Origin of the sequence: Actinomadura keratinilytica, from assembly GCF_039539665.1 — a bacterium.
Taxonomy (GTDB): domain Bacteria; phylum Actinomycetota; class Actinomycetes; order Streptosporangiales; family Streptosporangiaceae; genus Spirillospora; species Spirillospora keratinilytica.
The window spans coordinates 46,701-72,051 of record NZ_BAABDO010000021.1 but is presented as its reverse complement, the minus strand read 5'-3'; the positions used below and the strand labels follow the sequence as shown (position 1 = coordinate 72,051).

The window sequence follows — 25,351 nt, the reverse complement described above, 5'->3', positions numbered from 1 at the left end:
CAGAACGACATGGCTACGATCCGACTTGCCGGGCGCCGCGGCGGCTCCCGTCGGCCCCGCGCCCGACCCGCCCGAGCCGCCGCCCGTCGGGGCCGTGGCGGGCGGAACGGGGTGCGGGGCGGCGAACGGCACCGAAGCCGGGGACGCGGCCGAGACGGCCGATCCCGCGGCGGAGACGCCCGATCCCGCGGCCGATCCCGCGGCCGACCCGCCGGTCGTTCCGCCGGTCGATCCGGTGACCGACAGCACCGTGCCTCCGGCCGGCGGGGCCATGCCGCACTCGTCGCAGAACCCGTCCTCACCGACGGTGCCCGAGCAGTCGGGCTGGGTGCACCGTGTCATCGCCCCGCCCCCGCCTCGCTCTCCCGCACTTTGATCGCACGCTGATAGTCCGCCACCGCCACCGTCGCCCGTCGCAGGTCGCACGGGGCTGACCACAACAGGTCACGAGCCCTTTTGTACAGGGTCGTGAGCGTGTCGTCCTCCGCCAGGCCCAGCCTGGCCGCCTTCGCCCGGTACGCCTCCAGGCGGCCGCGCAGCTCGCCGCGCCGGTCCAGCAGGCCGGTGCTGAGCCGCTGCTCGTCGCGGGCCTGCTCCAGGGCCAGCCGGGCCGCCGCGTCCAGCTCGGTGACCCGGCCCGCCAGCTCGGTCCACCGGCCCGCGCGGCGCAGCCCGTCCAGCGTCGCCACCTGCTCGCGCAGCGCCGCCGCCCGCGACGGGCCCGGCTCGGGCGGCATCGGAGCGGCGATCTTGCGCAGCGCCTCGTCCCGGGCCCGGGCCGCGAGCAGCTCGGCCTCCGCCACGCCGTCGACGGACGCGCGCAGGTCGGCCACGCGCCGCTCGTAGTCCTCCTTGAGCCGCACCGCCTCGCCCAGCGACCCGCGCAGCGCGTCCAGCGCGGCGCGCAGCCGGTCGAGCCGGGAGGTGTCGGCGCGCCCGTCCCGCACCAGCGACAGCGGGTCGGTGCGGGCCAGCTGGCCGAACGCGGTCAGCTCGCGGCCCAGCCGGTCGACCTCGGGGCGCCGCGCGCCGTCCAGCTCCTGCGCCAGCCGGGCGGCCTCCCGCCAGTCGCCCTCCGCCTCGTCCAGCGGGACCAGCAGCGCCGTCCACGCGGCGTCCGCCGCGACGACCACCTCGACCACCCGGTCGAACGTCTCCGCCATCAGCGCGACGGCCTCGTTCAGCGTCAGCCGCCGCCGGTCCGGGCCGAGCAGGCTGCGCTGCTCCAGCGGAACCTCGCTGTCGGGCGGCTCCACCGACGGGCCCGCCAGCAGCCCGGTCAGCTCCGCCAGCGTCTCCGGGTCGGGGCGGCTGCGGCGGGCCCGCAGCCGCTCGGCCGTCTCCACCACCTGCCGGCAGGCGTCGAACAGCAGCCACAGCCGTTCGAGGCGGCGCTGCGTCTCCTCCCAGCGCCGCCAGGTCTCCCCGGACAGCACGGCGCCCTTGAGCAGCCGGTACCCCTGGTGCGTCTCCACCTCCAGCAGCGAGTCGGCGATCCGCTCGTGCTCGTCACGCAACGTCCGCAGGGCGTGGTCCACGCCCTCACGGCTCATGGGCGCGGCCGCCCCAGCCCCGCTGTCGTCCACGTTCGCTCCGCGCTCGATCCGCCCGACCCCCGCTGGATTCGCTCGTCCCCGCCCCGTTCCCCCGCTGGCGGCCCGGGAGCAAAGGACCACCCTCAGCGTCAAGAATCCGGCAGGCACTTACCAATCAGTGTGATCGGTGACACTTTCGGGCACAAGCGGTGGTCATCACACGACCTCCCGTCTTGTTTTCGGGAACGACCTGGTGTGAGCTTGCGTTTGCGTACATGAGGCAGTCCAGAGAGGAGTTGAGCGTCCGCAGTGTCGGACCCCAGTCATAGACCCGGTGCCCCGTGGTGAGCGCGGCGCTGGGTGTGCTGGCCGTGGTACTGCTCACCGCGGCCACCGGGTACTTCGTCGCCCAGGAGTTCGCCTACGTCGCCGCCGACCGGTCGCGGCTGAGCCAGGCCGCCGAGCGCGGCGACAAGGCCGCCGCACGGGCCGTGAAGGTCCTCGGCCGCCTGTCGTTCATGCTGTCGGGCGCGCAGCTCGGCATCACCATGACCACGCTGGTGGTCGGCTTCATCGCCAAACCCGCCCTGGCCGAGCTGATCGAGCCGCTGCTGCCGCTGGTGGGCGTGCCCGCCGGGGCCGTCGGCGCGATCGCCCTGGCGACCGGCTTCGTCCTGGCCACCCTCATCCAGATGCTGCTGGGTGAGCTGTTCCCCAAGAACCTCGCGCTGGCCCGCGCCGAGTCGCTGGCCCGCGCCCTGGCCTCCTCCACGCTCGTCTACCTGGCGGTGTTCGGCCCGCTGATCCGGCTGTTCGACAAGTCGGCCGAACGGCTGCTGCGGGCGGTCGGCGCCGAGCCGGTGCAGGAGCTGCACGGCGGCGCCACCCTGGAGGAGCTCGGCGACATCATCGGCCGCTCGCACAGCGCCGGGCACCTGCCCGCCGACCTGTCCGGGCTGCTGGAACGCGCCGTCACGTTCGGCGAGCGCACCGCCGACGAGGTGATGGTGCCGCGCACCCGCGTCCGGGCGCTGTCCGGCGACGCCCCCGTCGCCGACCTGGTCGAACTGATCCGCCGCACCGGGCACACCGCCTACCCCGTCTACGACGGGGAGGTCGACGACGTGATCGGCGTGGCGGGCGTGCGGGAGGTCGCCGACGACCGCCTCGACCCGGCCACCCCGGTCCGCCGGATCGCCCGGCCCGCCCTGCTGGTCCCCGGCAGCCAGCCGCTGTACGGGGTGATCGAGCGGATGCGCGAGACCGGCGAGGAGTTCGCCTGCGTCGTCGACGAGTACGGCGGCCTGGCCGGCATCCTCACCTTCGAGGACGTCGCCGAGGAGCTGGTCGGCGAGATCACCGACGAGACCGACGTGCACGAGAGCGCCCCCGCCGCCGCCCCCGACGGGTCGTGGCTGGTGGACGCGGGCATGCGGATCGACGAGGTCGTCCGGCTGACCGGGCTGGCGCTGCCCGAGGACGAGGTGTACGACACCCTCGGCGGGCTGGTCATGGCGCGGCTGCGCCGCCTGCCCTCGCCCGGCGACCGGGTCACCGTCGATCTCGACCCGGCCGGCCGCGCCGAGATCGAGGTGGTCAGCGTGGCCCGCCGCGTGGCCCGCCATGTGCGGCTGCGCGTCGTCGCCCCGGACGCGGCCCCCGACGCGGCCCCGGACATGGCGGCGGTGGAGTCCTGATGGATCCGCTGACCACCCTGCTGATCACCGTCTTGCTCCTGCTCGGCAACGGCTTCTTCGTCGCCGCGGAGTTCGCGCTGGTCGCCGCCAACCGCGGCCAGCTGGAACGCGCCGCCGCGCGCGGCAGCCGCCCGGCGGCCGCCGCCGTGGCCGGCACCCGGGAGCTGTCGCTGATGCTGGCGGGCGCCCAGTTCGGCATCACCATGTGCTCGCTGGGCCTGGCGATCGTCACCGAACCCACGTTCGAGCATCTGCTGGAGCCGCCGCTGCACGCGCTGGGCGTCCCCGACGCCGGCGCCAAGGCGGTCGCGTTCGCCACCGCCCTGGCCGTCGTGACGTTCCTGCACATGGTCGTCGGGGAGATGGCGCCCAAGTCGTGGGCGATCGCGCACCCCGAACGGTCGGCGGTGATCCTGGCCCTGCCGTTCCGGGCGTTCGCCAAGGTCTCCCGGCCGATCCTGTCGCTGCTGAACGCCACGACCAACGGGCTGCTGCGCGCGGCGCGCATCCCGCCGCGCGACGAGCTGGAGGAGCACACCGACCCGCAGTCCCTCAGCCACCTGGTCGGCGAGTCCCGCCGCCTGGGCCTGATCGGACGGCACGACCACGAGCTGCTGCGCCGGGCCATCTCGGCGCGGGAGGTCACCGTCGACCACCTGGTGGTCCCGGCCACCTCGGTCACCACGATCGCCGCCGACGCCACCGCGGCCGACGTCCGCCGCGTCGCGACCGCCAGCGGCCACAGCCGCCTGCTGGTCCGCGACGGCGACGGCGCCGTGGCCGGCATCGTGCACGTCCGCGCCGCCGTGACCAACCCCGACGGCACCCGCACCGCCGCCGACCTGGCCCATCCGGCCCCGGCGCTGGTGGCGGGCACGACCGTCCTGGACGCGGTCACCCAGATGCGCCGGGCCCGCGCCCAGCTGGCCGTGGTCAACTCCCCCGGCGGCGACTACATGGGCATCGTCACCCTGGACGACCTGCTGGCCGAACTCCTGGCCGCCAACCCGCACTGACCGGCGAGTCCCGACCGCGCCCGGCCCTGCCCCGGCGATCATGCTGGGGTAGGGTCGGGGCATGCGTTGACCCCTGCCCGGCGCCCGGGCACCACCGTCACCTCCTTCGTGCAGGCCACCACCCGAACCCGCGAAGGAGCATCTGCAACCGCCACGGCCACCGCCCTGCTGGACCGCCGCGGATGACCGCGCCGTCTACGCTTCGGCCCGCTCCTCCGACCGGCTGCCGCGCGGCATGGTGACGGCCATGATGCTGCTGGGCGTGACCAGCTCGATCCGGTGCCACCGCCCGCGCGGGACGATGGCGGCGGTCCCGGCCGCCAGGATGACCTCTTCCTCCTCCTGGCCCGGCCGCTCCGGACGCAGGCAGAGGCGGATCTTCCCGATGAGGCAGGACACGACCTCCTCCGCCTCGGGATGGACCTCCCAGTGGTCGGCGTGGACGTCGGCGTCGGTCTTGGCGTGGAAGGCCCGCAGCCGCCAGCCGCCCTGGTCCGCGTCCGCCGCTGTGCTGTCGGCGCTGATTCGGCCGCCCTGCTGGAGGCGGATGGAGCACGCGAGGAGATCGATCGGGGTGACCGCCATGCCGGAACGCCCTTCCTGCGCTGTCAGCAGAGCCGGGCACCGTTGCCCCGCCCTGGATCCACGCCAGCCATCCTCAAGCTTCCGGGCGCCGCGATCACCCGCCACCCGTCGCAAGTCCCCCCGGCATCGCGCACCACTCGGCGCCGCCCGTCATGCGGGATCCCCTTGGGCATCCCCCGAAGGCACGACGCGCGCCGCATGGCCCTACGACACGTACCGGTGGGGCCTCTCCGGCGCCCTCGGGTCGGCGCCGTGAACGTGCGCCCCCTGACGGGCACAAAAGATCTGCTCGCCGATGTGCGCGGGCGTCCGCCCCTCCAGCAGGCGTCCGGCGTACAAGGCCCACCAGCGCCGCGTGTAACAGCCGAACCACACCTGCACACCCGGGAAGTCGCGCTCCAGCACCGCGAGCTCCCTCCGCCACGTGGCAGCGTCCCCGAACGGCGCGGCCGTCATGACGAGCCCCCCAACGGCGCGTGCTGCTGGGCGAGCAGGGCGGCGAGTTCGTCGGCGCTCATCGCCCGCAGGTAGGGCACGGCTCCGGCTTCGCGTTCGGCGCTGGTGAGCTGCGCCCGGCGTGAGGCCCACCACGTGCCCGTGTCGCTCACCCACACCCACCAGTGCGGGAACCGCTTCTGCAGTCCGGCGACACTCCTTTCCGCGGCCGCATTGTCGCAGTGCGTCATGGCGTCCAGGGTCATACTGAGGAAGACCGCGGACTTTCAAAAGCCTTGAAAGCGAGGGCGAATGGCGGAGACCACCGGCGCCCGGATCGCCGCATTGCGCAAGCTGCGGGGCTTCAGTCAGCGCGGGCTGGCCGCACGCGCCCACGTGTCCTACAGCCTGCTGACCAAGGTCGAATCCGGGCACGCCCCGGCCACCCCCGCCCTCATCGGAGCGGTCGCGCGCGCACTCAAGATCGACGTGCCGCGCATCACCGGCCAGCCCTACCAGGAGCCGACCCGCCAGATGCAGCAGCTCCAGGCCGGTATCGAAACGCTGCGCCGCGTGCTGCTCACCCGCGACCTTCCGCCCGAGAACGCTCCGCCGCCCCGCCCCGTCGAGGCTCTTCGCGCCGACGTCGAGGAGACGTCACGGCTCACCCGGCAGGCGAGGTACGTCAAGCTCGGGCAGGTGCTGCCGTCGCTTCTGGAGGAGCTGTCCATAGCGGTCGCGGACGACGACCGTCCCGAGCTGCACGGGCTGCTCGCGGTCGCGTACGGCGGCGTGTCCGCGCTGGCCCACAAGATCGGCTATCTGGACCTGCGCAGCGTCGCGCTCGACCGCATCGAACGAGAGAGCCTGCTGAGCGGGGACCCGCTTCGGATCGCCCGCACGAAATGGTCGCGCGGAGCGTCACTTCTCGCGGTGTCCGCCTACGAGCAGGGCCTTCGGCTCATGGAGCAGACCCGGCGCGACCTCGGTGACACCCCCGAGCGCATGGAGCCCGCAGCGGTCTCGGTGTACGGGAGCCTGCACCTGCGGTCGTCCGTGCTGGCGGCGCGCGCCGGGAACGGCGACCTGGCAGACGAACACCTCCGGGAGGCGGCACGGGCCGCGGAACTGCTCCCCAGCCCGGCGCCGAACCACTACGGGATGGAGTTCGGGCCGTCCAATGTCGCCGTTCACGCAGTGTCCGCAGCCGTCGAGCTGGAGAACGGGCCCCTGGCGGTCGAGCGGTCCCTCCCGCTGTACGAGCGCTTCCCGGCCGACCTGCCGCCCGAGCGGGCCGGCCGGCACTGGATCGACGTTGCGCGCGGCTGGTACTTCTACGGCGACCGGCACCGCGCCTTCGAGGCGTTGCGGCGGGCCCGGCGGGTCTCACCGCAGCAGGCACGGCTCCATCCCATGGTGCGGGAGCTGGTGCAGACGATCGCGGCGGCCGAGCCGCGCTCGAACGAGGGCCTGCGCGCCTTCGCCTCCTGGCTCGGCCTGGCCTGACCCCCCGAGGCCCCCATGCAGCCCGCCTACCTGCGGATCGCCGATGATCTGCGGCACCGGACCGTCGCCGGTAGGCCGGCGCCGGGCGCCAGGATTCCCGCGTCATCGGCCATGAGATCGGCAGGGCGAACGAGGTGATCACAGCGCGGGCGATCACCGCGGCCGAGGCCGAGGAGCTGGACGAGCCGGTCGGCTCCATCGTGATGGTGATCCAGCGGACGTACTCGACCGCCGAGCGGCCCGTGGAGACGGCCGACACCATCGTCCCGGTCGACCGCTACGAGCTTTCGTACGTCATCCCCGTCGGGTAAGGCGCGCGAGGCACGTGGCGGCGCAGGGGGAATGACGCGCGACGGGGTTTCTAGCGAGGGTCAGGCGAGGGCCTCGGCGATCGCCGTGCGGTCCTGGTACTCGCGCCAGTGCACGATGCGTCCGTCTCAAGCCCGCAGGACCAGCGCGAACGCGGCCTGCGCCCATATGCCGGCGCCCGGAAGGGCAGCCACCATCTGGTACTCGACGACGATCACCTCCGGGTCGGCGGTCTCGTGGATCACCACGTCCCGGAATTTTTCGACTTCGAGGGGAAGGGCCTCGCGGCCGGCCCGAGTCATGGCCAGGACCTTGTCGCGGCCCTCGGCCCTGCGGTGCCCGGCGGGGGCGAACGGCTGCTCCACGACGACGTTCTCGGCCGGCATCTCCTCGTCCAGGCCGGCCTCACCGGCGAGGACCTTGCGCTGGAAGCGGGCGAACAGGTCCCGCGGGGTCGGCATGGACATGGGCGGTCCCTTCGACGGCACCTAATATGAGTGGCCGCTCAGGAAAAGGTGAGTTTCCACTCATCTTGTCACCGAGCGGATGAATCGACCGGGCGCCCGCCATCGGCCTGGGACGGGCGTCGCCCGCGCGGATGTCGCCATCAGGACCGTCTTCGGCCAGGCGCGATGTCCTCGCCGCGATCATCGAGAAGCCGCGGGGGACGCCCCAGCGGCAAGGCGCGACGCCGCGAACGCTCCGCAAGGCTTGCGGGCCCACCGGCCGAAGCGGGCGCCCCATCGAGCCGAGCAGGTCATGGCGTCCGCTCGCACTTCCGGCACGCTGCCGCACGTCGGCGCCGTCCGCCTCGACGAGGTCATGGCCGTGTCACCGGGACCGTCCGCCGCGCCTCGGCCGCCCCTGCTCTCGGACACCTCCGCGCCCGCCGGACACCCGGTGGTGCCGCGCATCGGCGCCGAGTAGGAGTCCCGCGACTGGGCACACCCCCATCACACGAGGTGAGAGGCAGGATTTCCGCCGGGCCGCGGGCGAGGCCCGGCATTGGGGGCCCGGCGCAGCACATGCGTCGTCGGCGGCGGCGCGGGGAGCGGAGAGGCCGCGGTGATCCTCGCGCGCCCGGACCCCGGATGTGCGGCGGGCGCCGTCACGTCGCGCGGCGGATACGACGACAGGACGAGATCATGAACTACCCGTTGCTCAACGCGTTCCTGACCATGCTGTGGCTGTTCCTGCTGGCCCTGTGGTTCCTGCTGCTGTTCCGGGTCATCACCGACGTGTTCCGCGACGACTCGCTGAACGGCTGGGCCAAGGCCGGATGGACGATCTTCGTTATCGTCCTGCCGGTCGTCGGCGTGCTGGCGTATCTGGTCGTCCGGGGCCGGGGAATGGGCGATCGGGAGGTCGCCGCGGTGCGTGCGCGCGAGGCCCGGTTCCAGGCGGCCGTGGCGGGACGCGTCAGGAGCCAGGCCGAGGAACTGGACCGGCTCGCCGCGCTCAAGGACCACGGCGATCTCACGGCGGAGGAGTACCAGCGCGCCAAGGCCAAGGTCCTGACCGGCTGAACCGCGGCCGGGCCGTCAGGGGTGCAGGGCCAGGCGGGCGGCGAAGGCCAGGAAGGCCGTTCCGGCCACGCGGTCCAGGGCCCGGCGCAGGGAGCGGCGGCGGAGCCGGTGCCCCAGGCGGTCGGCCAGGACGGCGATCGCCGCGCACCACAGCAGGCCCTCGGCGACGTGGACGCCCGTCAGCAGCAGGCTCCACCCGGCGACGGGTGCGTCGTGCGGGACGAACTGCGGCAGCAGCGACACGTAGAAGACGCCCACCTTCGGGTTGAGGGCGTTGGTCAGCAGGCCGCGCAGGAAGTGCCGACCGCCGGGCGGCGGGGCGGCGTCGTCGGCGTCGGTGCGCTGGAGCAGGAGGCGGACGCCCAGGTAGAGCAGGTAGCAGGCGCCCGCCCAGCGCACCGCCGTGTAGAGGGTCTGCGACGCGGCGAGGACGGCGGACAGGCCCAGGCCGGCCGCGGCGCCCCACCACAGGCAGCCGGCCTGGATGCCGAGGGCGGCCAGCAGGGCGGGGCGGCGGCCGTGGGCCACGGCGGTGCGCAGGACGAGCAGGGAGTCGGGGCCCGGCATGAGCGTCAGCAGGGCCGCGACGCCGGCGAAGGTCAGGACGGTCATTCGACGGTGACGCTCTTGGCGAGGTTGCGGGGCTTGTCGACGTCGTGGCCCAGGGCGACGGCCGCGTGGTAGGCCAGCACCTGCAGCGGGATCGTCAGCAGGATCGGGTCGAGTTCGGGTTCGTTCTTGGGCACGACCAAGGAGTCGTCGCCCAGGTCCCGGTGGCCGACCGTGACGACGCGGCCCTTGCGGGCGCGGATCTCGCCGAGGGTGGACAGGTTCTTGTCGCGCAGCTCGTCGTCCGGGACGACCGCGACGGTCGGCAGCTCGGGGCTGACCAGCGCCAGCGGCCCGTGCTTGAGCTCGCTGGCCGGGTACGCCTCGGCGTGGACGTAGGAGACCTCCTTGAGCTTCTGCGCGCCCTCGCGGGCGACGGGCCAGCCGCGGACGCGTCCGATGAACAGCATGCTGCGGTAGGTCGCCAGGTCGGCGGCGAGGGCGGCGATCCGGTCCTCCTGGGCGAGGATCTCGGTGATCTGGCCGGGCAGCGCGCGCAGCCCGGCGGCGATGCGGCGGCCGTCGGCGGGCGACAGGTCGCGGATGCGTCCCAGGTGCAGGGCGAGCAGGGCGAACACCACGGCGGTGGAGGTGTAGGCCTTGGTGGACGCGACCGCGATCTCCGGGCCGGCGTGCAGGTAGACGCCGCCGTCGCACTCGCGGGCGATGGCGCTGCCGACCGCGTTGACCACGCCGAGCACCCGTCCGCCCTTGCGCCGCAGCTCCTGGACGGCCACCAGCGTGTCGTAGGTCTCGCCGGACTGGCTGACGGCGATGTACAGCGTGTCCGGCTCGACGACCGGGTTGCGGTAGCGGAACTCCGAGGCCGGTTCGGCGTCGGCCGGGATGCGGGCCAGCTCCTCGATCAGCTGGGCGCCCACCTGCCCGGCGTAGTACGCCGAGCCGCAGCCGAGGATCTTGACGCGGCGCACGGCGCGCGCCTCGCGCGGGTCGAGGTTGAGGCCGCCGAGGTGCGCGGTGTGGAAGCGGTCGTCGAGCCGTCCGCCGAGCGCGCGTTCGACGGCGGCGGGCTGCTCGTGGATCTCCTTGCGCATGAAGTGCGTGTAGCCCTCGGCGTCGTAGGCCGCCTCGTCGGTCTCGATGACGGACGGCTTCTTGCTGGTCGTGCGGGCGTCGAGGGTGGAGGTGCGGAAGCCGTCGGCGCGGACGGTGGCCAGTTCGCCGTCGTCGAGGTGGACGACCTGGCGGGTGTAGCGGACGAGCGCCGCCACGTCGGAGGCGGCGAACATCTCCTTCTCGCCGATGCCGAGCACGACCGGGCTGCCGTTGCGGGCGACGACGAGCACGTCCGGGTGGCGGGTGTCCAGGACCGCGATCCCGTACGTGCCCACGACCTGCGACAGCGCCTCCCGCACGGCGTCCTCCGGCTCGTCCGCGCCGGACCGGGCGATCAGGTGGGCCAGCACCTCGCTGTCGGTCTGCGAGGCCAGGACGACCCCGTCGGCCTCCAGCTTGGCGCGCAGCTCGTCGGCGTTCTCGATGATCCCGTTGTGCACGACCGCGATCGGCCCGGACACGTGCGGGTGCGCGTTGACGTCGCTGGGCTCGCCGTGGGTGGCCCAGCGGGTGTGGCCGATGCCGGTGCGTCCCTTGAAGCGGGCGGGCAGCCCGGCGGCCAGTTCGGCGACCCGCCCCTTGGCCTTGCGGACCTTGAGTTCACCGGAGCGGGCGATGACGGCCAGGCCCGCCGAGTCGTACCCGCGGTACTCCAGGCGCGTGAGTCCCTCGGTCAGGACGGGGACGGCGTCCCGGGGACCGACGTAGGCAACGATTCCGCACACAATGTCTCCATTTGAGGCGTTTTATCCGTAGACGATGCGACGCAGCTGGCGCAGCGAGAGTTCGGGCGGCGCCACCCGCCGGGACGGCAGCTCGGCCGCGATGCGCTCGAAGATCTGGTCGTTGGTCAGCCCGCGCGCCCGCAGCTCGCCGTGCCTGCGCCGGACGAACTCCTCCACCGGCTCGCCGAAGTACGCCAGCACGTCGGCGATGACGCGGGCGGCCTCGCCGGGCCGGAGCGGGCTGGTGCGGCACAGATGGGCGACGAGCTCGTCATGGGGGTGGGCGGCCATGACCAACAATCCTGCCGACCGCACCCGATCAACGCCAATATCCCTGCCCGATATCGGGCAGGCATCGCCGCAAAGCAGCCCCCGAAAGGCCGGTTTCGGTCGCGTTCCGCTGCAGGAGGCCACGCGGCCGCTGACGGCGGGCACGAGCGGGTCTCGTCGGTGACGTGGGACCTGCTCGTCGGGGCCGCCCGTCCCGCAGACGACCACGACCGGACCGCCTTCTCCGGACGGCATCCCGATTCGCGCGGCTCGTGCATCTGCGAGCGATGTGCCGCTGCCTGACCTGCGTTGTTGTCGAGATGCTGCAATCCGGTCCGTGAGTCATGGTGAGGGGTATGAGCGGTCATCACCATCACGGACACCGGCGTGGGCTGCGGGCGCGCGTCACCCATGTGCTGCGGCCGCATTCGCACGAGGCGCACGACAAGGTGGATTCCGCGCTGGAGTCGAGTGCCGAGGGGATGCGGGCGCTGTGGATTTCCGTGGCGGGGCTCGGGCTGACGACGGTGCTGCAAGCGCTCGTGGTCGCGGTGTCGGGGTCGGTCGCGTTGCTGGGGGACACGTTGCACAACGCGGCGGACGCGTTGACCGCCGTCCCGCTGGCCGTGGCGTTCCTGGCGGGCAGGCGTCCCCCTACGCGCCGCTACACCTACGGCTATGGCCGCGCCGAAGACCTCGCCGGAATCGTCATCGTGGTGGCGATCGCCGCGTCCGCCATCGGGGCCGGGTACGCGGCGGTCCAACGGCTCGCCCATCCGCAGCCGGTGTCGCACCTCGGGGCGGTGGCGCTGGCCGGGCTCGTGGGGTTCGTCGGTAACGAACTCGTCGCCCGCTACCGCATCCGCGTGGGGCGGCGCATAGGCTCGGCCGCGCTCGTAGCGGACGGCCTGCACGCGCGCACGGACGGGTTCACGTCCCTGGCCGTGCTCTTGGGCGCGGGCGGGGTGTCCCTGGGCTGGGCGTGGGCGGACCCCGTCATCGGCCTCGTCATCACCGCGGCCATCCTCCTGGTACTGCGGCAGGCCGCCCGCGAGATCTGGCGCAGGCTCATGGACGCGATCGACCCGGCTCTTGTGGAACGGGCCGAAACCGTCCTGGCGGACACCCCGGGTGTGCTGGGCGTCGGCCAGGTGCGGCTGCGCTGGGTGGGGCACCGGCTGCGCGCCGAATGCGACGTCGTCGTCGATCCGGGGCTCGACGTGGTCGCGGCGCACAAGATAGCCGTGGACGCCGAGCACGGCCTGATGCACGCGCTGCCCCGGCTGGCGGGCGCCGCCGTCCACACCGACCCGCAGCCACGTGACGGAATCGACCACCATGCCGCCCTGACGGGGCATCGTTGATCGGGAACGTATGAGACGTTAGTCCGGAGACGGACGGGAGACATACGGGCGCGAGCCGAATCGGGGAACAGCGGGATGGCGGCGGTGGAGCAGTCAGGACAGGGCAGCGGAACCAACGACGGCACTCCGCAGGCCGAGCTGCATGCGGCCGTCGAGGAGACCTACGGGCCGCTCACCGAGACGTACGAGCAGCCGGAGGACACGGGCGGCCGCCCGGCCTACGCCGACGCGCTGCGCGCCTTCCGTGAACGACGCGTCGCCGGCGACTGGGACGAGCTGGCGCGCCTGCTGGTCGACCCGGCGTCGCTCGGCACGTCCGGCGTCAGGCTGATCGAGGCGGCGCAGGGCTCCGCCGACGCCGCGCGGGAGATCATCGCCCCCCTGCTCGCCCAGGGCGAACGCGTCCTCCTGCTGGCGCCCACCGCCGACGAGGTCGAGCAGATCACCGGCGGCTACGCCGACGACCAGGGCACCTTCGTCGTCCGGCTCGACCCGGCCGCCGAGCCGGAGCCGCGGGGATCGGAGGGGACGCTCCCGCTGACGCCCGCCCCCGAGAAGAGGCAAGCCGGCGGCACCGGCACCGCGCCCCTGCCCGCCGTGGCCGACGCGCCGTCCGGCGAACCTCCGGCGGCCGAGCGCACGGCCACCATCCGCCCGGTCGGCGAGGCGTGGCGGCAGGCGTGGCAGACCGAGATCCGCTTCCTGCGGCGCGGCCTGGTGTGGCTGGAGCAGTGGCCGCGGGACGCCGCCGCCCTCGATGCCCTGCGCACCGAGGACCGGCGCCGCCGCGCCGAACTCGACGCCCGGCGCACCGACCTGCGCACCCGCATCGACGAGCTGCGGACCGCCGTCGGCGCGGCCGAGCAGGCCGTCGCGGAGGCCGGCCGCGAGGACGAACGGCTCGCCGCGGAAATCGACCGCGTCTCCGGCGAGCTGGTGGAGCCGCGCGCCGAGGCGCAGCGTCTGCAGGCCGCGGCGGACGCGGCGGCGGCCGCCGCCGACCGCCTCTCCCAGGCCGCCGACGCCGCGCAGGCCCACTGCGCCCAGATCGACGCCCAGCTGGCCCACGCGCGCACCGAACTGCAGGCCGCCCGCGAGCAGGAGACCACCCTCGCGGAACAGCTGGAGAAGGCGCATCAGGAGCTGCCCACCGCCGGCGCCGAGGCCGAACGGCTCCAGGCCGCCTCCGCCGACGCCGCCGCCGAGGCCCACGCCGCCTACTACCGGGCCGTCTCCGCCGAGTCGGCGCTGTCGGCGCGGCGCCGCACCCTGACCCTCGGCCAGCGCCTGCACGTCGCCGCCCCGCCGCCCGACCTGCGCGACCTGCGCGCCGAGGCCAAGGCCCGCAAGCGCGAGGCCGACGAGGCCGCCGTGCGCGCCGCCGAGGCCAAGCAGGCCGCCGAGCGGGCGGAGCTGCGCCGCTCGGGGCTGATCCGGTTCGTCAACGAGGGCGGCGCCGGGCTGACCGCCGCCCGGCAGGCCCAGCAGAGCCTGGACGCCGAGATCATCCGGCTGACGGCCGAACGCGAAAGCGCCGCCGGCGACTACCGGGAACGCGCCCGCGAGGCGGCCGAGGCCGTCGACCGGGCCACCCAGGCGTCCGCCGCGGCCCGGCACGCGCACCAGGCCGTCCGCCTGATCGAGGAGCGCCTCGCGGCCGCCCGCACCGCCCGCCAGGAGGCGCAGGCCGCGGGCGAACGCAGCCGCGCCCTGGCGGCGACCGCGGCGCAGCGCCTGGCGGACGCCGAAGCCGAGCTGGCCGACCTGGAATCGTCCGCCGAGCAGGAGCAGGCCGCCCGCGCCGCCGAACTGGCGTCCGCCGAGGAGACCGCCCGACGCACCCGCGAGCACGTCCAGGACTTCTGCGGCACCGACCCCGCCGACGCCGACGCCGGCCAGTTGGCGACCCACCAGCGGCGCGCCATGGAACGGATCGAGCAGCTCACCGGCTACCTGGAGGCGGGCGACCACGCCGCCTCGGGCGAGACGGCCGACATCCTCCTGCGCACCGCGGACGTGGTCTGCGCCGTCCCGCTCGCCGCCGCTGCCGCCCTCCCCCCGTCCGCCGAGTACGACACCCTGATCGTGACGGGCGCCGAAGCCGTCACCGACGCCCAGTTCCTGGTAGGCGCCGTCCGCACCCGCAACTGGATCCTTCTGGGCGACCCCACCCGCCCCCCGGAGGACACGGACGAGCCCGCCCTGCCCGGCACCCCCTTCACCCGCTGCGCGGCACAAGCCCCCCACCTGCTCCAGCGCCACACCACCGAGGCCCCGGCCCCCAGTGCCCCAGCGGAGCCCGCTTCCGCCGACGCCCCTGCCGAGCCCGACCCCGCCCACGAGACCGAGGCCGCCGAACAGCCGGCCGCTCCCGCCGACGCGACCAGACCGCTCCCCGCTTCCAGCACCAGCGAGGGCGAGCCCGCGCACGACACCGGGGCCACCGCCAAAGAGGAGCCCACGCCCGCAGAGGCCACCGTGGCCATGCCCACCCCGGTGGACGACCTCCCGTCCGACACCAGTCCCGCGTCCACTCACACGCCCGAGCCGGACCCCACCGACGAGGCAGCCGCACCCGACTCACCCCCTGCCTCCGAACAGGCGCCCACCACCGAGGCCGCCCCCGCCGACGCCACCACGCCTCTGCCCACCCCCACCGGGACACCCGACGCCGTGGCCCCCAGCGCCGAGCCGGCTTCCGCAGGCACGACCACGGCTGCCCCCGCCTCGGCGCCCAGCGCCACCTTCGCTGAGGACACGCCCGCCGACGCCCCTACCGAGCAGCCAGCCTCCCCCGAAGAGGCGACCAGGCCCCTCCCCGCCTCCAGCGCCGGCCTGGTCGAGCCCGCGCACGACACCGAGGCCGCCGCTGAGGAGGAGGAACCCGCCGCCGAAGAGGAGTCCACGCCCGCGAAGGCGACCGTGGCCATTCCCGCCCTGGCCGAGGGCCTCCCGTCCGACACCGCCTCCGCGCCCGCTCACACCCCTGAGGCGGAACCCGCAGACGGGGCAGCCGCACCCGACCGGGCCACCGACGAGGTCGAACCGGTGTATCCCACTGCGGCAGATGTCACCATGCCGGACGCCCCCGCCCCCTACACCACGACCGAAGGCACACCCCCACCCACGCAAACCACCGACACCCCCGAACCTCCCAGCCCAGCGGACACCACCGCACCCGTCACGCCAGAACCCGCGTATCCCACTGCGGCTGACGTCACCATGCCGGACATCCCCGCCCCCCAAGCCGCTACCGGAACCGAACCCGCACAACCCCTTGCTGCTGACGTCACCTTGCCGGACGCGCCCGCCCCCCGCGTCGCGCCCGAAGGCACGCCCCCACCCGCACGAACCACCGACGAACCCGAACCTTCCAGCGCAGCAGACGCCACGGCGCCTGTGGTCGCCCCCGCTCCCGCCGCCGAGACCATCAACGAGCAGGCAGCCGACGCGCGTCCGGCCGGAGAAACTCGTCCACTGGACGAGCCCGAAGCAGTCGCCGACCACCAGGGTGAGCAGCCAGCCAAGCGCAATCCACAGAAATGAGGTGACCTCCGGCCGGGTGCGGGGGAAGAGCACAGCCGGCCGGAGGGGCTTCGGCGCTTCGTCACCGCAACCGTGACCGCACGGCGTCCGTGTACCTCATCAGGCGGCCCCGCGCGATCAATATGTCCCGCGACAACGGCCGGTGACTCCGGCAACGGCTCTCCACACGGCCACCGACCATCGTGATCTCGACAGTGCCGTCTCGGATGCAGTGCGCCCGAGTTCATGGCGTGATGGACGACGGCGTTCTGCGTCGGCAGATCAACGCTGAGCGATGCCGACGACTATTGGAGCCAGGTGGCCGCACTTCCAGCAACGCAGAAGACCTCACGCAGGCAACGGCTGCGCTCCACCGCGGCGGGCGACACCGGCATCTGACCGGACCGCTGTTCCGGATCATCGTCATCGCGCTGATCCAGATCGCCGTGCTGCTGACCGTGCCGGCCGCGGTCACCGGCGCACCGGCCGACCTGGCCCTGCTGCCGGCGGCCGTTCTGGTCACCATGACCATGATGATCGGGCTGGGGTCGGCCACGGCCGGACCGGCCAACTCCCCGGAGCAGGCCCAGGTGACCACTCCGCCCGTCGGCCTCGGCACCATCGCCGTGACCAAGTGATCACCGGCACCGAGGAGCTCACCCTGCTCAAGCGGCTGCTTCCCGGCGGAGGGGTCAGCCTTCCCTCTTCTCGAAGGTCGCCTCGCCGACGCCCCACAGGAACAGGCCGCCGAGGGGGCACTCGGGAAAGTCGGCCCGCAGCACCCGGACGAGGAACTCCATCATGCCGCAGTCGTAGCGGCTCCACAGCGAGCCGTTCCTCTTGTAGACCAGGACGGGCCACTGGGCCGGATCCTCGTCCGAGGCATCCCAGCACAGCAGGTCGGCGGTGGCGTCGACACCCCAGTTGATGAGCACCGGAGAGGTGCCTTCCAGGTCGGGCGACTTGTCCTCGTCTCCCAGTCGGCCTCGGCGTTCGCGGTCTCGATCACCATTCCGTCCCGCTGCGCCTCGGACGGCGGGACCCTGGGTTCAGGTCTGTTGACCGACAGGTAGTTCCGCACCGTACCGGCGCCGTAGATTTCCATGAAGCGCCGGTAGTCAGGCGGAAACGGCCTGCCCCAGGATGCGGTCACGGCGTCCCAGTCGACCCTCGTACCGCCGTCCGGCGGCGGCATGAGCCGTCGCAGGGCGTCCAGGCCGGCTGATTCGTTCATCGGCAACCTCGCCTCCTCGGTCCGTGTCACGGTAGGCGAAACACCGAGCGGCGGGCGCGGTGCCCAAGCCCCGGCACGCTAGGGGAGGCCATCGCAGGATGCTCGTCCGTTCCTCGAAGTTCTGATGGACGGTGCCGCTGTCGATGGAGACCGACTCGTCACGCTCGGCCTCGGCAGTTCGAGGAGATCAAGCGCTTCGCAGGACCAAAGACACCGTCGATGCGCGTCGGCGTCGCCGCATCGAGCAGGTGCAACCGGGCGGGTCCCTCCGGCACGGCCTCCCCGAAGAGGGGATACCGCCGTCGGCGGTGAACTGGAGCCAGCCGCACTGCGCCCGGTCGAAGTCCGAGGCTCCGCATCTTGCTCCCCGTCCCGATCCGCCCCGGCACCCGACAGCCGGGCCCACCCTGCGAATACGCCGAAGGGCCCACGCCGCCGGGCGACACCGCCGAGTTCAGATCAGTCGTCGGCGCCGATGAAGAGGTTGAGGAGCCAGCCGACGACGCCGACGATGATGGCGCCCCAGAAGGCCGCCCAGAACCCGGCGACGTGGAAGGGCAGGTCGATCTCGGTGGCGATCTTGCTGGTGAGCAGGAGCAGCAGGGCGTTCACCACGAGCCCGATGAGCCCGAGCGTGAGCACGTAGAACGCGCATCCGAGGGTCTTGATGATCGGCTTGATGATGGCGTTGACCAGGCCGAAGATGACCGCGACGGCGACCAGCACGAGGGCTCGGCGCCCGGTGTCGTCTCCGGTGACGGTGATGCCGTCCAGCAACAGCGTCGCCACGGCCAGCGCCACCGCGGTGATCCCGGTTTTGATGAGCATCGACACGCCATCCATCCTGCGCGAGCGACGTGGACGGCGTCATCCCTCCGTGCGGCGATCCGCCGGACGGCCGCGTCACCGCCGGGGACGATGCGCGGCTCGTCCGGCCGGAGCGGTCACTCGGCGCGGTCGAAGAACGGGGACGCCGCGGTGACCTGAGAACGCGCGGCGGAGCCAAGCCCCGGAGCCGGGGCCTGAGCGGACGCGGCCGGGGAGGCGGGGGCGGAGTCCTGGCGGGCGGCGGAGGCGGCGGCGCCGCTGCGGATGCGGGCCAGTTCGCGTTCGAGCCGCCGCTTCTCCATCTCCAGGGTGGTGAGCGACTCCTCGCGCTCCTCGCGCAGGGCGCGCACCTCACGGCGCGTCCGGATCGTCCGGGCGGTGCCCATGCACGTGAGCACCATCCCGATGATCAGCACCACCGCGAACAGGGCGCCGGCGAAGAACACATGCCACTGGCTGTGCACACCGGGGACGGCGGTGCCGAAGACGGTCAGGGCGGTGTCACCGGGGTTGTCCAGCACGACGCCGACGCCGACGGCGGCGGCCACGGCGATCAGCAGGACTCCGAGGAAGGTCATGGCTCTCCTCTCCTACGGCCACAGAGCCGAGCGGGGGCTCTCACCCTGCCAGACACCGCCGAAAACTTGTGCGTTCTGTCCGCAAATGAGAGGAGATGACCACACCGGGTGACGAATGGACCTCATTCCATTCCGACTCTGTCCCACCTCGGGAGGCCACCACGCCGGACCGCCGCCCGCCGAAAGGCGACCAGCGCGCGACCGATCCGAAGACCAGCAATCCGCGCCGACACCCACAACCGCCGCCCACGATCGGGGATGGCAACCGCCTTATACCAGGTCGGCGCCATGTCGAAGCGGGCTCGGACACAACAACCGCCCACCCACGACGACCACAGCCACCGACACATCGAAAAGGCAACCAGCACCCAACCGACCCAGACACCAGGGGCCCGCGTACCGCCTACCGCCGCTCAGGGTCGGGGATGGCGACCGCGGTGTACCAGGTCTGCGGCGTCGGCGGCGTGTCAAAGCGGGCGTTGGGCAGGTACAGCCGCCCGCCGAAGGCGGCCACGGTCGCCGGGACGTCGAACCGGCGGTCGCTCACCCGCCGCACGACGCGGCCCTCGGTCCCCGACGCGTTCAGCCGCAGGACGGCCACCGCGTTGAGCCGGTTCTGCACCGCGAACAGCGTGCGGCCGCGCAGCAGCAGGCCGTCGCCCTCGCGCAGCGACTCGCCGTGCAGGTCCACCCGGCGGGTCGCGCCGGACCAGTCGACGCGGAACAGTCCGCCGGTGTTCGACTGCACGACGAGCAGCCCCCGGCCGTCCGGAGTCGGTGTCACGCCGTTGGCGTTGAACCCCTCGCCGTACACCAGGTCGCCGGTGAGCGGGATCCGCTCCGCAGCGGCGGGCAGCCGCCCGTCACGCAGCGGCAGCTTGTAGAGCACCGGGTTGGTGGAGTCGGTGATCCAGGCCGCGCCGTGGGTGAGGACGATGTCGTTGACGAACGCCTCCCCGTCGGCCAGCCGGTAGGAGGCCAGGACCCGGCCCGTGCGGACGTCGATGACCCTCGCGTCACCGCCCGTGCCGCCCGCGACCCACAGCCGCCCCTGCGAGTCCAGCTTCATCCCGAGGGACGGCGTGCCCGGCCCGCGGGTGAGGATGCCGCCGCGTCCGGTGCGCAGGTCGACGCGGTAGATGGAGCCGTCGGCCATGGAACTGATGTAGGCGTACGGCCCCGGTCCGGTCTCGATGCCCTCGGGGCGGAACCCGTCCGGGAGCCGGATCGTGGTCGGGAACGCCGCCGTCCCGGAAGGGCGGCCGGCGGCAGCGTGGTCGGTGGACGCGTGGGCCGGCGCGCTCGCCGCGGCGACCAGCCCGAAAACGAGTGCGGCGGGCACTTTCCAACGTCGCATGATGTGCTCCTTGTCTTCTCAGGCCCCGGCGGGCGGGGTGAAGGCGTCGGCGTGGTCGCGGATGAAGTCGGCGATGTCGCGCGGGGGGCGGCCGAGCAGGTCGGCGACCGTGTCGGTGGTGATGTCGCCCCAGCCGGAGGCGTACGCCTGCGCGTACTCCTCCAACATGTCGGCGATCCATTCCGGGACGCCGTGGCCGAGCAGGGTCTTGCGCTTGGCGTCGTCGCTGACCGGCAGGTACCTGACGGGCCTGCCGAGTACGCGGCTCAACTGGTCGGCGACCTCGGTGAACGTCCGCGAGCGCGGGCCGGTGAGGGTGTAGGTGCGGCCGTGGTGGCGGTCGGGGTCGTCCAGGAGCACGCGGGCGGCGCACTCGGCGATGTCGCGTGCGTCGATCATGCCGATCCGCGCCGACGCCATGTTCAGCGAGAACGTCCCGGTGGCACGGATGTCGGCCGCCTCGTTCAGCAGGTTCTGCATGAACCAGTGGGGGCGCAGGATCGTCCAGCGCATGCCGCACCGTTCGGTCTCCCGGTCGGACAGCGCGTGCAGCCTGCCGCTGCGGTTCGGCGCGTGGTGCGCCGCGCCGACGACGGACAGCCGCACGACGCGTTCCACCCCGGCCCGGCGCGCGGCCCACATGGCGTTCATGTTGTTCTCCGGTGCGCGCGGGCCGTTCGGGGTGAGCAGCCACACGTCGTGCACCCCCTCGAAGGCGGGCGGCAGCGTCCGGGGGGTGTCGAGGTCGCCGGTGACGACCTCGACACCCCGCCCGCGCAGGCCGCCGGCCCTGGACGCGTCGCGCACGAGGGCCCGCAGGTGCACGTCGGCCCCCTGCAACACGTCGAGCAGCGCGGTGGAGACGGTTCCGGTGGCCCCAGTGATCAGCACGATGCGCGGCACGGTCACTTCCTTCCAGCGGTGACGTGAACAGAGAAGGTGTCAATGGACGAGCGCCGCAGGATCACCGCGGCCTCCCGTAGTGCGCCGGAGACGGTTGCGGTAGCTCCGGCGCTCAGCACGGTTCGCGGCACGGTCACTTCACCTCGGTGGCGGCGGGGGCGCGGACGGTGTCAGCCGAGGGCTGCCCGGCGTCCCGGTTGACGGTGAGGCGCTCCAACCCCAGAAGCACGACGGTCCCGGCGGAGAGGGCGGCGCCCAGGACGCATACGCCGGACCAGCCGCCGTGCGCCCAGGCCACCGAGGTCAGCGCGGACCCCGCCGCACCGCCGACGAAGAAGGTGGTCATGAAGGCGGAGTTGATGCGGTTGCGGGCCTCGGGCCGGAGCGCGTAGATGACGTTCTGGCTGCTGTTGAGCACCGCCTGGTGCGCCAGGTCCAGCACGACCACGCCGGCGATCAGCAGGACCAGGGAGTGCGCCCCGGCGAAGGCGGCCGCCCACGACGCCGTCAGCAGCACCGTCCCGGCGGCGGCCACGCGCTGCACGTGCCCGCGGTCGGCCAGCCGCCCCGCCACCGTGGCGGTCAGCGCGCCCACGACGCCGAGCAGGCCGAACGCGCCGATGGCCGACTCCGACCAGCCGTACGGCGGCCGCGCCAGCAGGAAAGTCAGCGCCGTCCACAGCACGCTGAACGACGCCAGGCTCAGCGCCGCGATGGCCGCCCGCCACCGCAGCAGCGGCTCGTACCGGAACATCGCCACCGTCGAGCGCAGCAGCCCCGAGTAGGACATGCGGCCGCCGCCCCCGCCGAGCCGGGGCAGGAACGCGCGCAGCAGCACGGCCATCAGCGCCATCAGCGCCGCGTTCACCCAGTAGACCGTCCGCCAGCCGCCCAGCTCGGACAGCGCTCCGGACGCGGTGCGCGCCAGCAGCAGGCCGAGCATCAGCCCGGTCATCACCGTGCCGACCACCCGGCCGCGCTCGGCCGGGGCCGCCAGCGCCGCCGCGAACGGCACGACGACCTGGGCGCCCACCGAGGTCAGCGCGGTGAGGGCGGTGCCGATCAAAAGCGCCGTGCCGTTGACGGCGGTCGCCGACACCAGCAGGAACACCGCGGTCGCCGCGTACAGCGACACCGCCAGCCGGCGCCGGTCCACCAGGTCGCCGAGCGGCACCAGCAGGATCAGGCCCAGCGCGTATCCGCACTGCGCGGCGGTCACTATCAGCGCCGACTGCGCTGTGCCGGTCCCCAGTTCGCGGCTGATCAGGTCGAGCAGCGGCTGGGCGAAGTAGTTGCCAGCGACCGCCAGTCCGGTCGCCGCCGACATGAGCAGAAGCAGCCCGCGGGGCATGCCGCCGGCCGCGTGAGGTCTCGTCGCCGTCATGCTCCCCAGCCTCACGGACAGACGATCAATGAGTCCAACACATGTTTGTCATGGCATCGATCGTGAATCACGATTGGTCTATGGAGCTGCAGCAGATGCGCTACGTCGTGGCGGTCGCCGAGACGAGCAACTTCACCCGGGCCGCCGAGCAGTGCCGGGTCGTCCAGTCCGCGCTGAGCCACCAGATCGCCCGGCTGGAACGCGAGCTGGGCGCCAAGCTGTTCGACCGCACCAGCCGCCGCGTCCGGCTGACCCCCGCGGGCGAGGCGTTCCTGCCCGCCGCCCGGCAGGCCCTGGACGCCGCCGAACGCGCCCGCGCCGAGGTGGCGGCCGCCGCGGGCGAGATCCGCGGACGGCTGGCCATCGGCGCCATCCCCACCGTCACGGCGATCGACCTGCCCACCGTGCTGAAGGACTTCCACCTGCGGCACCGGCAGGTGCGCATCACCCTCCGCTCGGGCGCGAGCGAGGAGCTGGTCGAGCAGGTGCGGCAGGGCGGCCTGGACATCGGGTTCCTGGGGCTGCCGGTGGGCCTGCGGCCCCGGGGCGTGCGCGGCCGGGAGCTGGCGCGCGGTGATCTCGTCGCGGTGCTGGCGCCCGGCCATCCGCTGGCCGGGGAGGACCATCTGGACCTGCACCAGCTGTCGGCCGAGACGTTCGTCGACTTCCCCGCGGGCACCGCCGCGCGGATCCAGTCCGACCAGGCGTTCACGGCGGCCGGAGTCCGGCGCGAGGTCGCCTTCGAGGTGACGACGGTGGACTTCATGGCCCGGCTGATCCGGCAGGGCCTGGGCATCGGGATGATGCCGGCGTCCTTCACGTCCGAACTGCCCGACCTGCCTACCGTCCGGGTCCGCGACGCTCCGGCCCGGGTGGAGCACCTCATCTGGAGCCGCTTGCGCCCCAGCCCCGCCGCCGCGGCCTTCCTGGCCCTGCTCGGCGTCCCGCACGACGACCCGGAGGAGCCTGTGGACAACCCGCACGGGCCGTCGTAGCCCGCCCCTAGGATGGCCGGGTGTCCTCTCACGCGAGCGAAGTGCAGGCCGGCAGCGGCGCGCTGGACGTGCTGCGGCGCGTGTTCGGGTACGACTCCTTCCGCGACGGCCAGCAGGAGATCATCGAGCATGTGATCGCGGGCAACGACGCCCTGGTGCTCATGCCGACCGGCGGCGGCAAGTCGCTGTGCTACCAGATCCCCGCGCTGGTCCGCAAAGGCGTCGGGGTGGTGATCTCCCCGCTGATCGCGCTGATGCAGGACCAGGTGGACGCGCTGCGCGCGCTCGGCGTGCGGGCCGGGTTCCTCAACTCCACGCAGGACCTCGACGAGCGCCGCGTCGTGGAGGCGCAGTTCGTCGCCGGCGAGCTGGACCTGCTGTACCTGGCGCCCGAACGGCTGCGGCTGCCCGCCACCGTGGAGCTGCTCGACCGCGGGACGGTGTCGCTGTTCGCGATCGACGAGGCGCACTGCGTGGCGCAGTGGGGGCACGACTTCCGGCCCGACTACCTGATGCTGTCCGGGCTGCACGAGCGCTGGCCGGACGTGCCGCGCATCGCCCTCACCGCGACCGCCACCCCGGCGACCCGCGCCGAGATCGCCGCCCGCCTCGACCTGGAGCGGGCCCGCCACTTCGTGGCGAGTTTCGACCGCCCGAACATCCGCTACCGGATCGAGCCGAAGACCGACCCGAAGAAGCAGCTGCTGACGCTGCTGCGCACCGAGCACGCCGGGGACGCGGGCATCGTCTACTGCCTGTCGCGCAACTCGGTGGAGAAGACCGCCGAGTTCCTGACCGCGAACGGCATCGAGGCGCTGCCGTACCACGCGGGCCTGGACGCGGCCACCCGCGCCGCCAACCAGGCGCGTTTCCTGCGCGAGGACGGCCTCGTCATGGTCGCCACGATCGCGTTCGGCATGGGCATCGATAAGCCGGACGTGCGGTTCGTGGCGCATCTCGACCTGCCCAAGTCGGTCGAGGGCTACTACCAGGAGACGGGCCGCGCCGGACGCGACGGCCTGCCCTCCACGGCCTGGCTCGCCTACGGCCTGCAGGACGTCGTCAACCTCCGCAAGCTGATCGACGCCTCCGAGGGCGACGAGGCGCACCGGCGCCGCCTGTCCCTGCACCTGGACGCGATGCTGGCGCTGTGCGAGACGGTCGACTGCCGCCGCGTCCGCCTGCTGGACTACTTCGGCGAGTCCGCCGAGCCGTGCGGCAACTGCGACACCTGCCTGTCGCCGCCGCAGTCGTGGGACGGCACGATCGCCGCGCAGAAGATCATGTCCGCGGTGGTGCGCCTCGACCGCGAGCGGCGCCAGCGGTTCGGCGCGGGCCACATCATCGACATCCTGCTGGGCCGCAAGACCGCCAAGGTCATCCAGTTCGACCACGACGCGCTGACGGTGTTCGGCGTCGGCACGGAGCTGCGCGAGGCCGAGTGGCGCAGCGTGATCCGCCAGCTGCTGGCGCAGGGGCTGCTGGCCGTCGAGAGCGACCACGGCACGCTGGCCCTCACCGACCGCAGCGCCGATGTGCTGCGCGGGCGGCGCAAGGTCATGCTGCGCCGCGAACCCGAACGCCCCGCCGCCAAGGCCGCCGCCAAGCCGGGCAAGAAGTCCACCCCCGCCGCCGACCTGCCCGCGGAGGCGGTGCCGCTGTTCGAGCGCCTGCGCGCCTGGCGCGCCGCCACCGCCAAGGAGCAGGGCGTCCCCGCCTACGTCATCTTCCACGACGCCACCCTCCGCGAGATCGCCACCGTCCGCCCGGCGTCCCTGGCCGAACTCAGCCGCGTGAGCGGCGTCGGCGAGGCCAAACTCGCCAAGTACGGCCGGCAGGTCCTCGACACCCTCGACGACGACACCCCGCAGTGATCCGCCGAGCGGCGGACCG

At 73.3% G+C, this 25,351-nt stretch carries 25 protein-coding genes; 11 read left to right on the top strand and 14 right to left on the bottom strand.

The window, feature by feature from the left end; translation table 11 throughout:
• Nucleotides 1-338 precede the first annotated feature (338 nt).
• Entirely contained in the window at nucleotides 339-1,586 is a 1,248-nt protein-coding gene (locus tag ABD879_RS10240) for a hypothetical protein (protein WP_345019837.1), read from the bottom strand.
• Nucleotides 1,587-1,879: 293 nt separating this feature from the next.
• Here ABD879_RS10240 and ABD879_RS10235 point away from each other — a divergent pair, with 293 nt between their 5' ends.
• Entirely contained in the window at nucleotides 1,880-3,232 is a 1,353-nt protein-coding gene (locus tag ABD879_RS10235; RefSeq protein WP_345019835.1) for a hemolysin family protein, read from the top strand.
• Nucleotides 3,232-4,248, top strand: coding sequence for a hemolysin family protein (locus ABD879_RS10230; protein ID WP_345019833.1), 1,017 nt, complete (start codon nucleotides 3,232-3,234; stop codon nucleotides 4,246-4,248). Before ABD879_RS10235 ends, ABD879_RS10230 begins: the two co-directional genes overlap by 1 nt.
• Before the next feature lie 195 nt (nucleotides 4,249-4,443).
• Here ABD879_RS10230 and ABD879_RS10225 read toward each other — a convergent pair whose 3' ends face one another.
• From ABD879_RS10225 to ABD879_RS10215, 3 genes are all read right to left on the bottom strand, one after another.
• Entirely contained in the window at nucleotides 4,444-4,833 is a 390-nt protein-coding gene (locus ABD879_RS10225; protein WP_345019831.1) for a cupin, read from the bottom strand.
• A 204-nt stretch (nucleotides 4,834-5,037) separates the two neighbouring features.
• Nucleotides 5,038-5,238, bottom strand: coding sequence for a hypothetical protein (locus ABD879_RS10220; RefSeq protein WP_345019829.1), 201 nt, complete (start codon nucleotides 5,236-5,238; stop codon nucleotides 5,038-5,040).
• Between the two features lie 47 nt (nucleotides 5,239-5,285).
• On the bottom strand, nucleotides 5,286-5,519 hold the full coding sequence (locus tag ABD879_RS10215; protein ID WP_345019827.1) for a hypothetical protein: 234 nt from the start codon (nucleotides 5,517-5,519) through the stop codon (nucleotides 5,286-5,288).
• A gap of 61 nt (nucleotides 5,520-5,580) precedes the next feature.
• Here ABD879_RS10215 and ABD879_RS10210 point away from each other — a divergent pair, with 61 nt between their 5' ends.
• Entirely contained in the window at nucleotides 5,581-6,774 is a 1,194-nt protein-coding gene (locus ABD879_RS10210) for a helix-turn-helix domain-containing protein (protein ID WP_345019825.1), read from the top strand.
• Between the two features lie 104 nt (nucleotides 6,775-6,878).
• Nucleotides 6,879-7,085, top strand: a complete 207-nt coding sequence (locus tag ABD879_RS10205; protein WP_345019843.1) for a UTRA domain-containing protein — start codon at nucleotides 6,879-6,881, stop codon at nucleotides 7,083-7,085.
• Nucleotides 7,086-7,211: 126 nt separating this feature from the next.
• Here the strand turns inward: ABD879_RS10205 and ABD879_RS10200 are convergent, their stop codons facing one another.
• Entirely contained in the window at nucleotides 7,212-7,550 is a 339-nt protein-coding gene (locus tag ABD879_RS10200) for a nuclear transport factor 2-like protein (protein WP_345019823.1), read from the bottom strand.
• Nucleotides 7,551-7,842: 292 nt separating this feature from the next.
• Here ABD879_RS10200 and ABD879_RS10195 point away from each other — a divergent pair, with 292 nt between their 5' ends.
• The gene (locus ABD879_RS10195) at nucleotides 7,843-8,010 is read left to right on the top strand and encodes a hypothetical protein (protein WP_345019821.1); all 168 of its coding nucleotides are present in this window, start codon (nucleotides 7,843-7,845) and stop codon (nucleotides 8,008-8,010) included.
• 218 nt (nucleotides 8,011-8,228) lie between these two features.
• Nucleotides 8,229-8,609, top strand: coding sequence for an SHOCT domain-containing protein (locus tag ABD879_RS10190; protein ID WP_345019819.1), 381 nt, complete (start codon nucleotides 8,229-8,231; stop codon nucleotides 8,607-8,609).
• Between the two features lie 15 nt (nucleotides 8,610-8,624).
• On the opposite strand, the gene ABD879_RS10185 is transcribed toward ABD879_RS10190, so the two are convergent.
• Genes ABD879_RS10185 through ABD879_RS10175 form a run of 3 tightly spaced genes read right to left on the bottom strand, consistent with a single transcriptional unit; the run spans nucleotide 8,625 to nucleotide 11,311 of the window.
• Nucleotides 8,625-9,221: a LysE family translocator gene (locus tag ABD879_RS10185; RefSeq protein ID WP_345019818.1), complete on the bottom strand. Its 597-nt coding sequence runs from the start codon at nucleotides 9,219-9,221 to the stop codon at nucleotides 8,625-8,627.
• Nucleotides 9,218-11,020 carry a glutamine--fructose-6-phosphate transaminase (isomerizing) gene (glmS, locus tag ABD879_RS10180; RefSeq protein ID WP_345019816.1) on the bottom strand — a complete coding sequence of 601 codons (1,803 nt, stop codon included), beginning with the start codon at nucleotides 11,018-11,020 and terminating at the stop codon, nucleotides 9,218-9,220. Before glmS ends, ABD879_RS10185 begins: the two co-directional genes overlap by 4 nt.
• A gap of 21 nt (nucleotides 11,021-11,041) precedes the next feature.
• A complete protein-coding gene (locus ABD879_RS10175) occupies nucleotides 11,042-11,311 on the bottom strand; it encodes a hypothetical protein (protein ID WP_345019814.1) in 270 nt (89 codons plus the stop codon).
• A gap of 335 nt (nucleotides 11,312-11,646) precedes the next feature.
• On the opposite strand from ABD879_RS10175, the gene ABD879_RS10170 reads away from it, so the two are divergent.
• The 3 genes from ABD879_RS10170 to ABD879_RS10160 all read left to right on the top strand — a co-directional run bounded on the left by ABD879_RS10170 (nucleotide 11,647) and on the right by ABD879_RS10160 (nucleotide 16,817).
• Nucleotides 11,647-12,654: a cation diffusion facilitator family transporter gene (locus tag ABD879_RS10170; RefSeq protein WP_345019812.1), complete on the top strand. Its 1,008-nt coding sequence runs from the start codon at nucleotides 11,647-11,649 to the stop codon at nucleotides 12,652-12,654.
• Between the two features lie 84 nt (nucleotides 12,655-12,738).
• Nucleotides 12,739-16,200: a coiled-coil domain-containing protein gene (locus ABD879_RS10165; protein WP_345019810.1), complete on the top strand. Its 3,462-nt coding sequence runs from the start codon at nucleotides 12,739-12,741 to the stop codon at nucleotides 16,198-16,200.
• A 233-nt stretch (nucleotides 16,201-16,433) separates the two neighbouring features.
• Entirely contained in the window at nucleotides 16,434-16,817 is a 384-nt protein-coding gene (locus ABD879_RS10160; protein WP_345019809.1) for a hypothetical protein, read from the top strand.
• A 54-nt stretch (nucleotides 16,818-16,871) separates the two neighbouring features.
• On the opposite strand, the gene ABD879_RS10155 is transcribed toward ABD879_RS10160, so the two are convergent.
• The 6 genes from ABD879_RS10155 to ABD879_RS10130 all read right to left on the bottom strand — a co-directional run bounded on the left by ABD879_RS10155 (nucleotide 16,872) and on the right by ABD879_RS10130 (nucleotide 22,463).
• The gene (locus tag ABD879_RS10155) at nucleotides 16,872-17,114 is read right to left on the bottom strand and encodes a hypothetical protein (protein ID WP_345019808.1); all 243 of its coding nucleotides are present in this window, start codon (nucleotides 17,112-17,114) and stop codon (nucleotides 16,872-16,874) included.
• A gap of 758 nt (nucleotides 17,115-17,872) precedes the next feature.
• Nucleotides 17,873-18,247 carry a phage holin family protein gene (locus ABD879_RS10150; RefSeq protein ID WP_345019807.1) on the bottom strand — a complete coding sequence of 125 codons (375 nt, stop codon included), beginning with the start codon at nucleotides 18,245-18,247 and terminating at the stop codon, nucleotides 17,873-17,875.
• 110 nt (nucleotides 18,248-18,357) lie between these two features.
• On the bottom strand, nucleotides 18,358-18,819 hold the full coding sequence (locus tag ABD879_RS10145) for a hypothetical protein (RefSeq protein WP_345019805.1): 462 nt from the start codon (nucleotides 18,817-18,819) through the stop codon (nucleotides 18,358-18,360).
• A gap of 403 nt (nucleotides 18,820-19,222) precedes the next feature.
• Nucleotides 19,223-20,176, bottom strand: a complete 954-nt coding sequence (locus ABD879_RS10140; RefSeq protein ID WP_345019803.1) for an NHL repeat-containing protein — start codon at nucleotides 20,174-20,176, stop codon at nucleotides 19,223-19,225.
• Nucleotides 20,177-20,194: 18 nt separating this feature from the next.
• Nucleotides 20,195-21,079, bottom strand: coding sequence for an SDR family oxidoreductase (locus tag ABD879_RS10135; protein ID WP_345019801.1), 885 nt, complete (start codon nucleotides 21,077-21,079; stop codon nucleotides 20,195-20,197).
• 133 nt (nucleotides 21,080-21,212) lie between these two features.
• Nucleotides 21,213-22,463 (bottom strand): MFS transporter, encoded by a 1,251-nt coding sequence (locus tag ABD879_RS10130; RefSeq protein ID WP_345019799.1) that lies wholly within the window; start codon nucleotides 22,461-22,463, stop codon nucleotides 21,213-21,215.
• A gap of 80 nt (nucleotides 22,464-22,543) precedes the next feature.
• Between ABD879_RS10130 and ABD879_RS10125 the strand changes: the two genes are divergently transcribed.
• Together ABD879_RS10125 and recQ are read left to right on the top strand one after the other, a co-directional pair.
• On the top strand, nucleotides 22,544-23,458 hold the full coding sequence (locus ABD879_RS10125; protein WP_345019797.1) for a LysR family transcriptional regulator: 915 nt from the start codon (nucleotides 22,544-22,546) through the stop codon (nucleotides 23,456-23,458).
• A gap of 20 nt (nucleotides 23,459-23,478) precedes the next feature.
• Complete coding sequence (gene recQ / locus ABD879_RS10120) at nucleotides 23,479-25,332, top strand: DNA helicase RecQ (protein WP_345019795.1); 1,854 nt, start codon at nucleotides 23,479-23,481, stop codon at nucleotides 25,330-25,332.
• Nucleotides 25,333-25,351 lie beyond the last annotated feature (19 nt).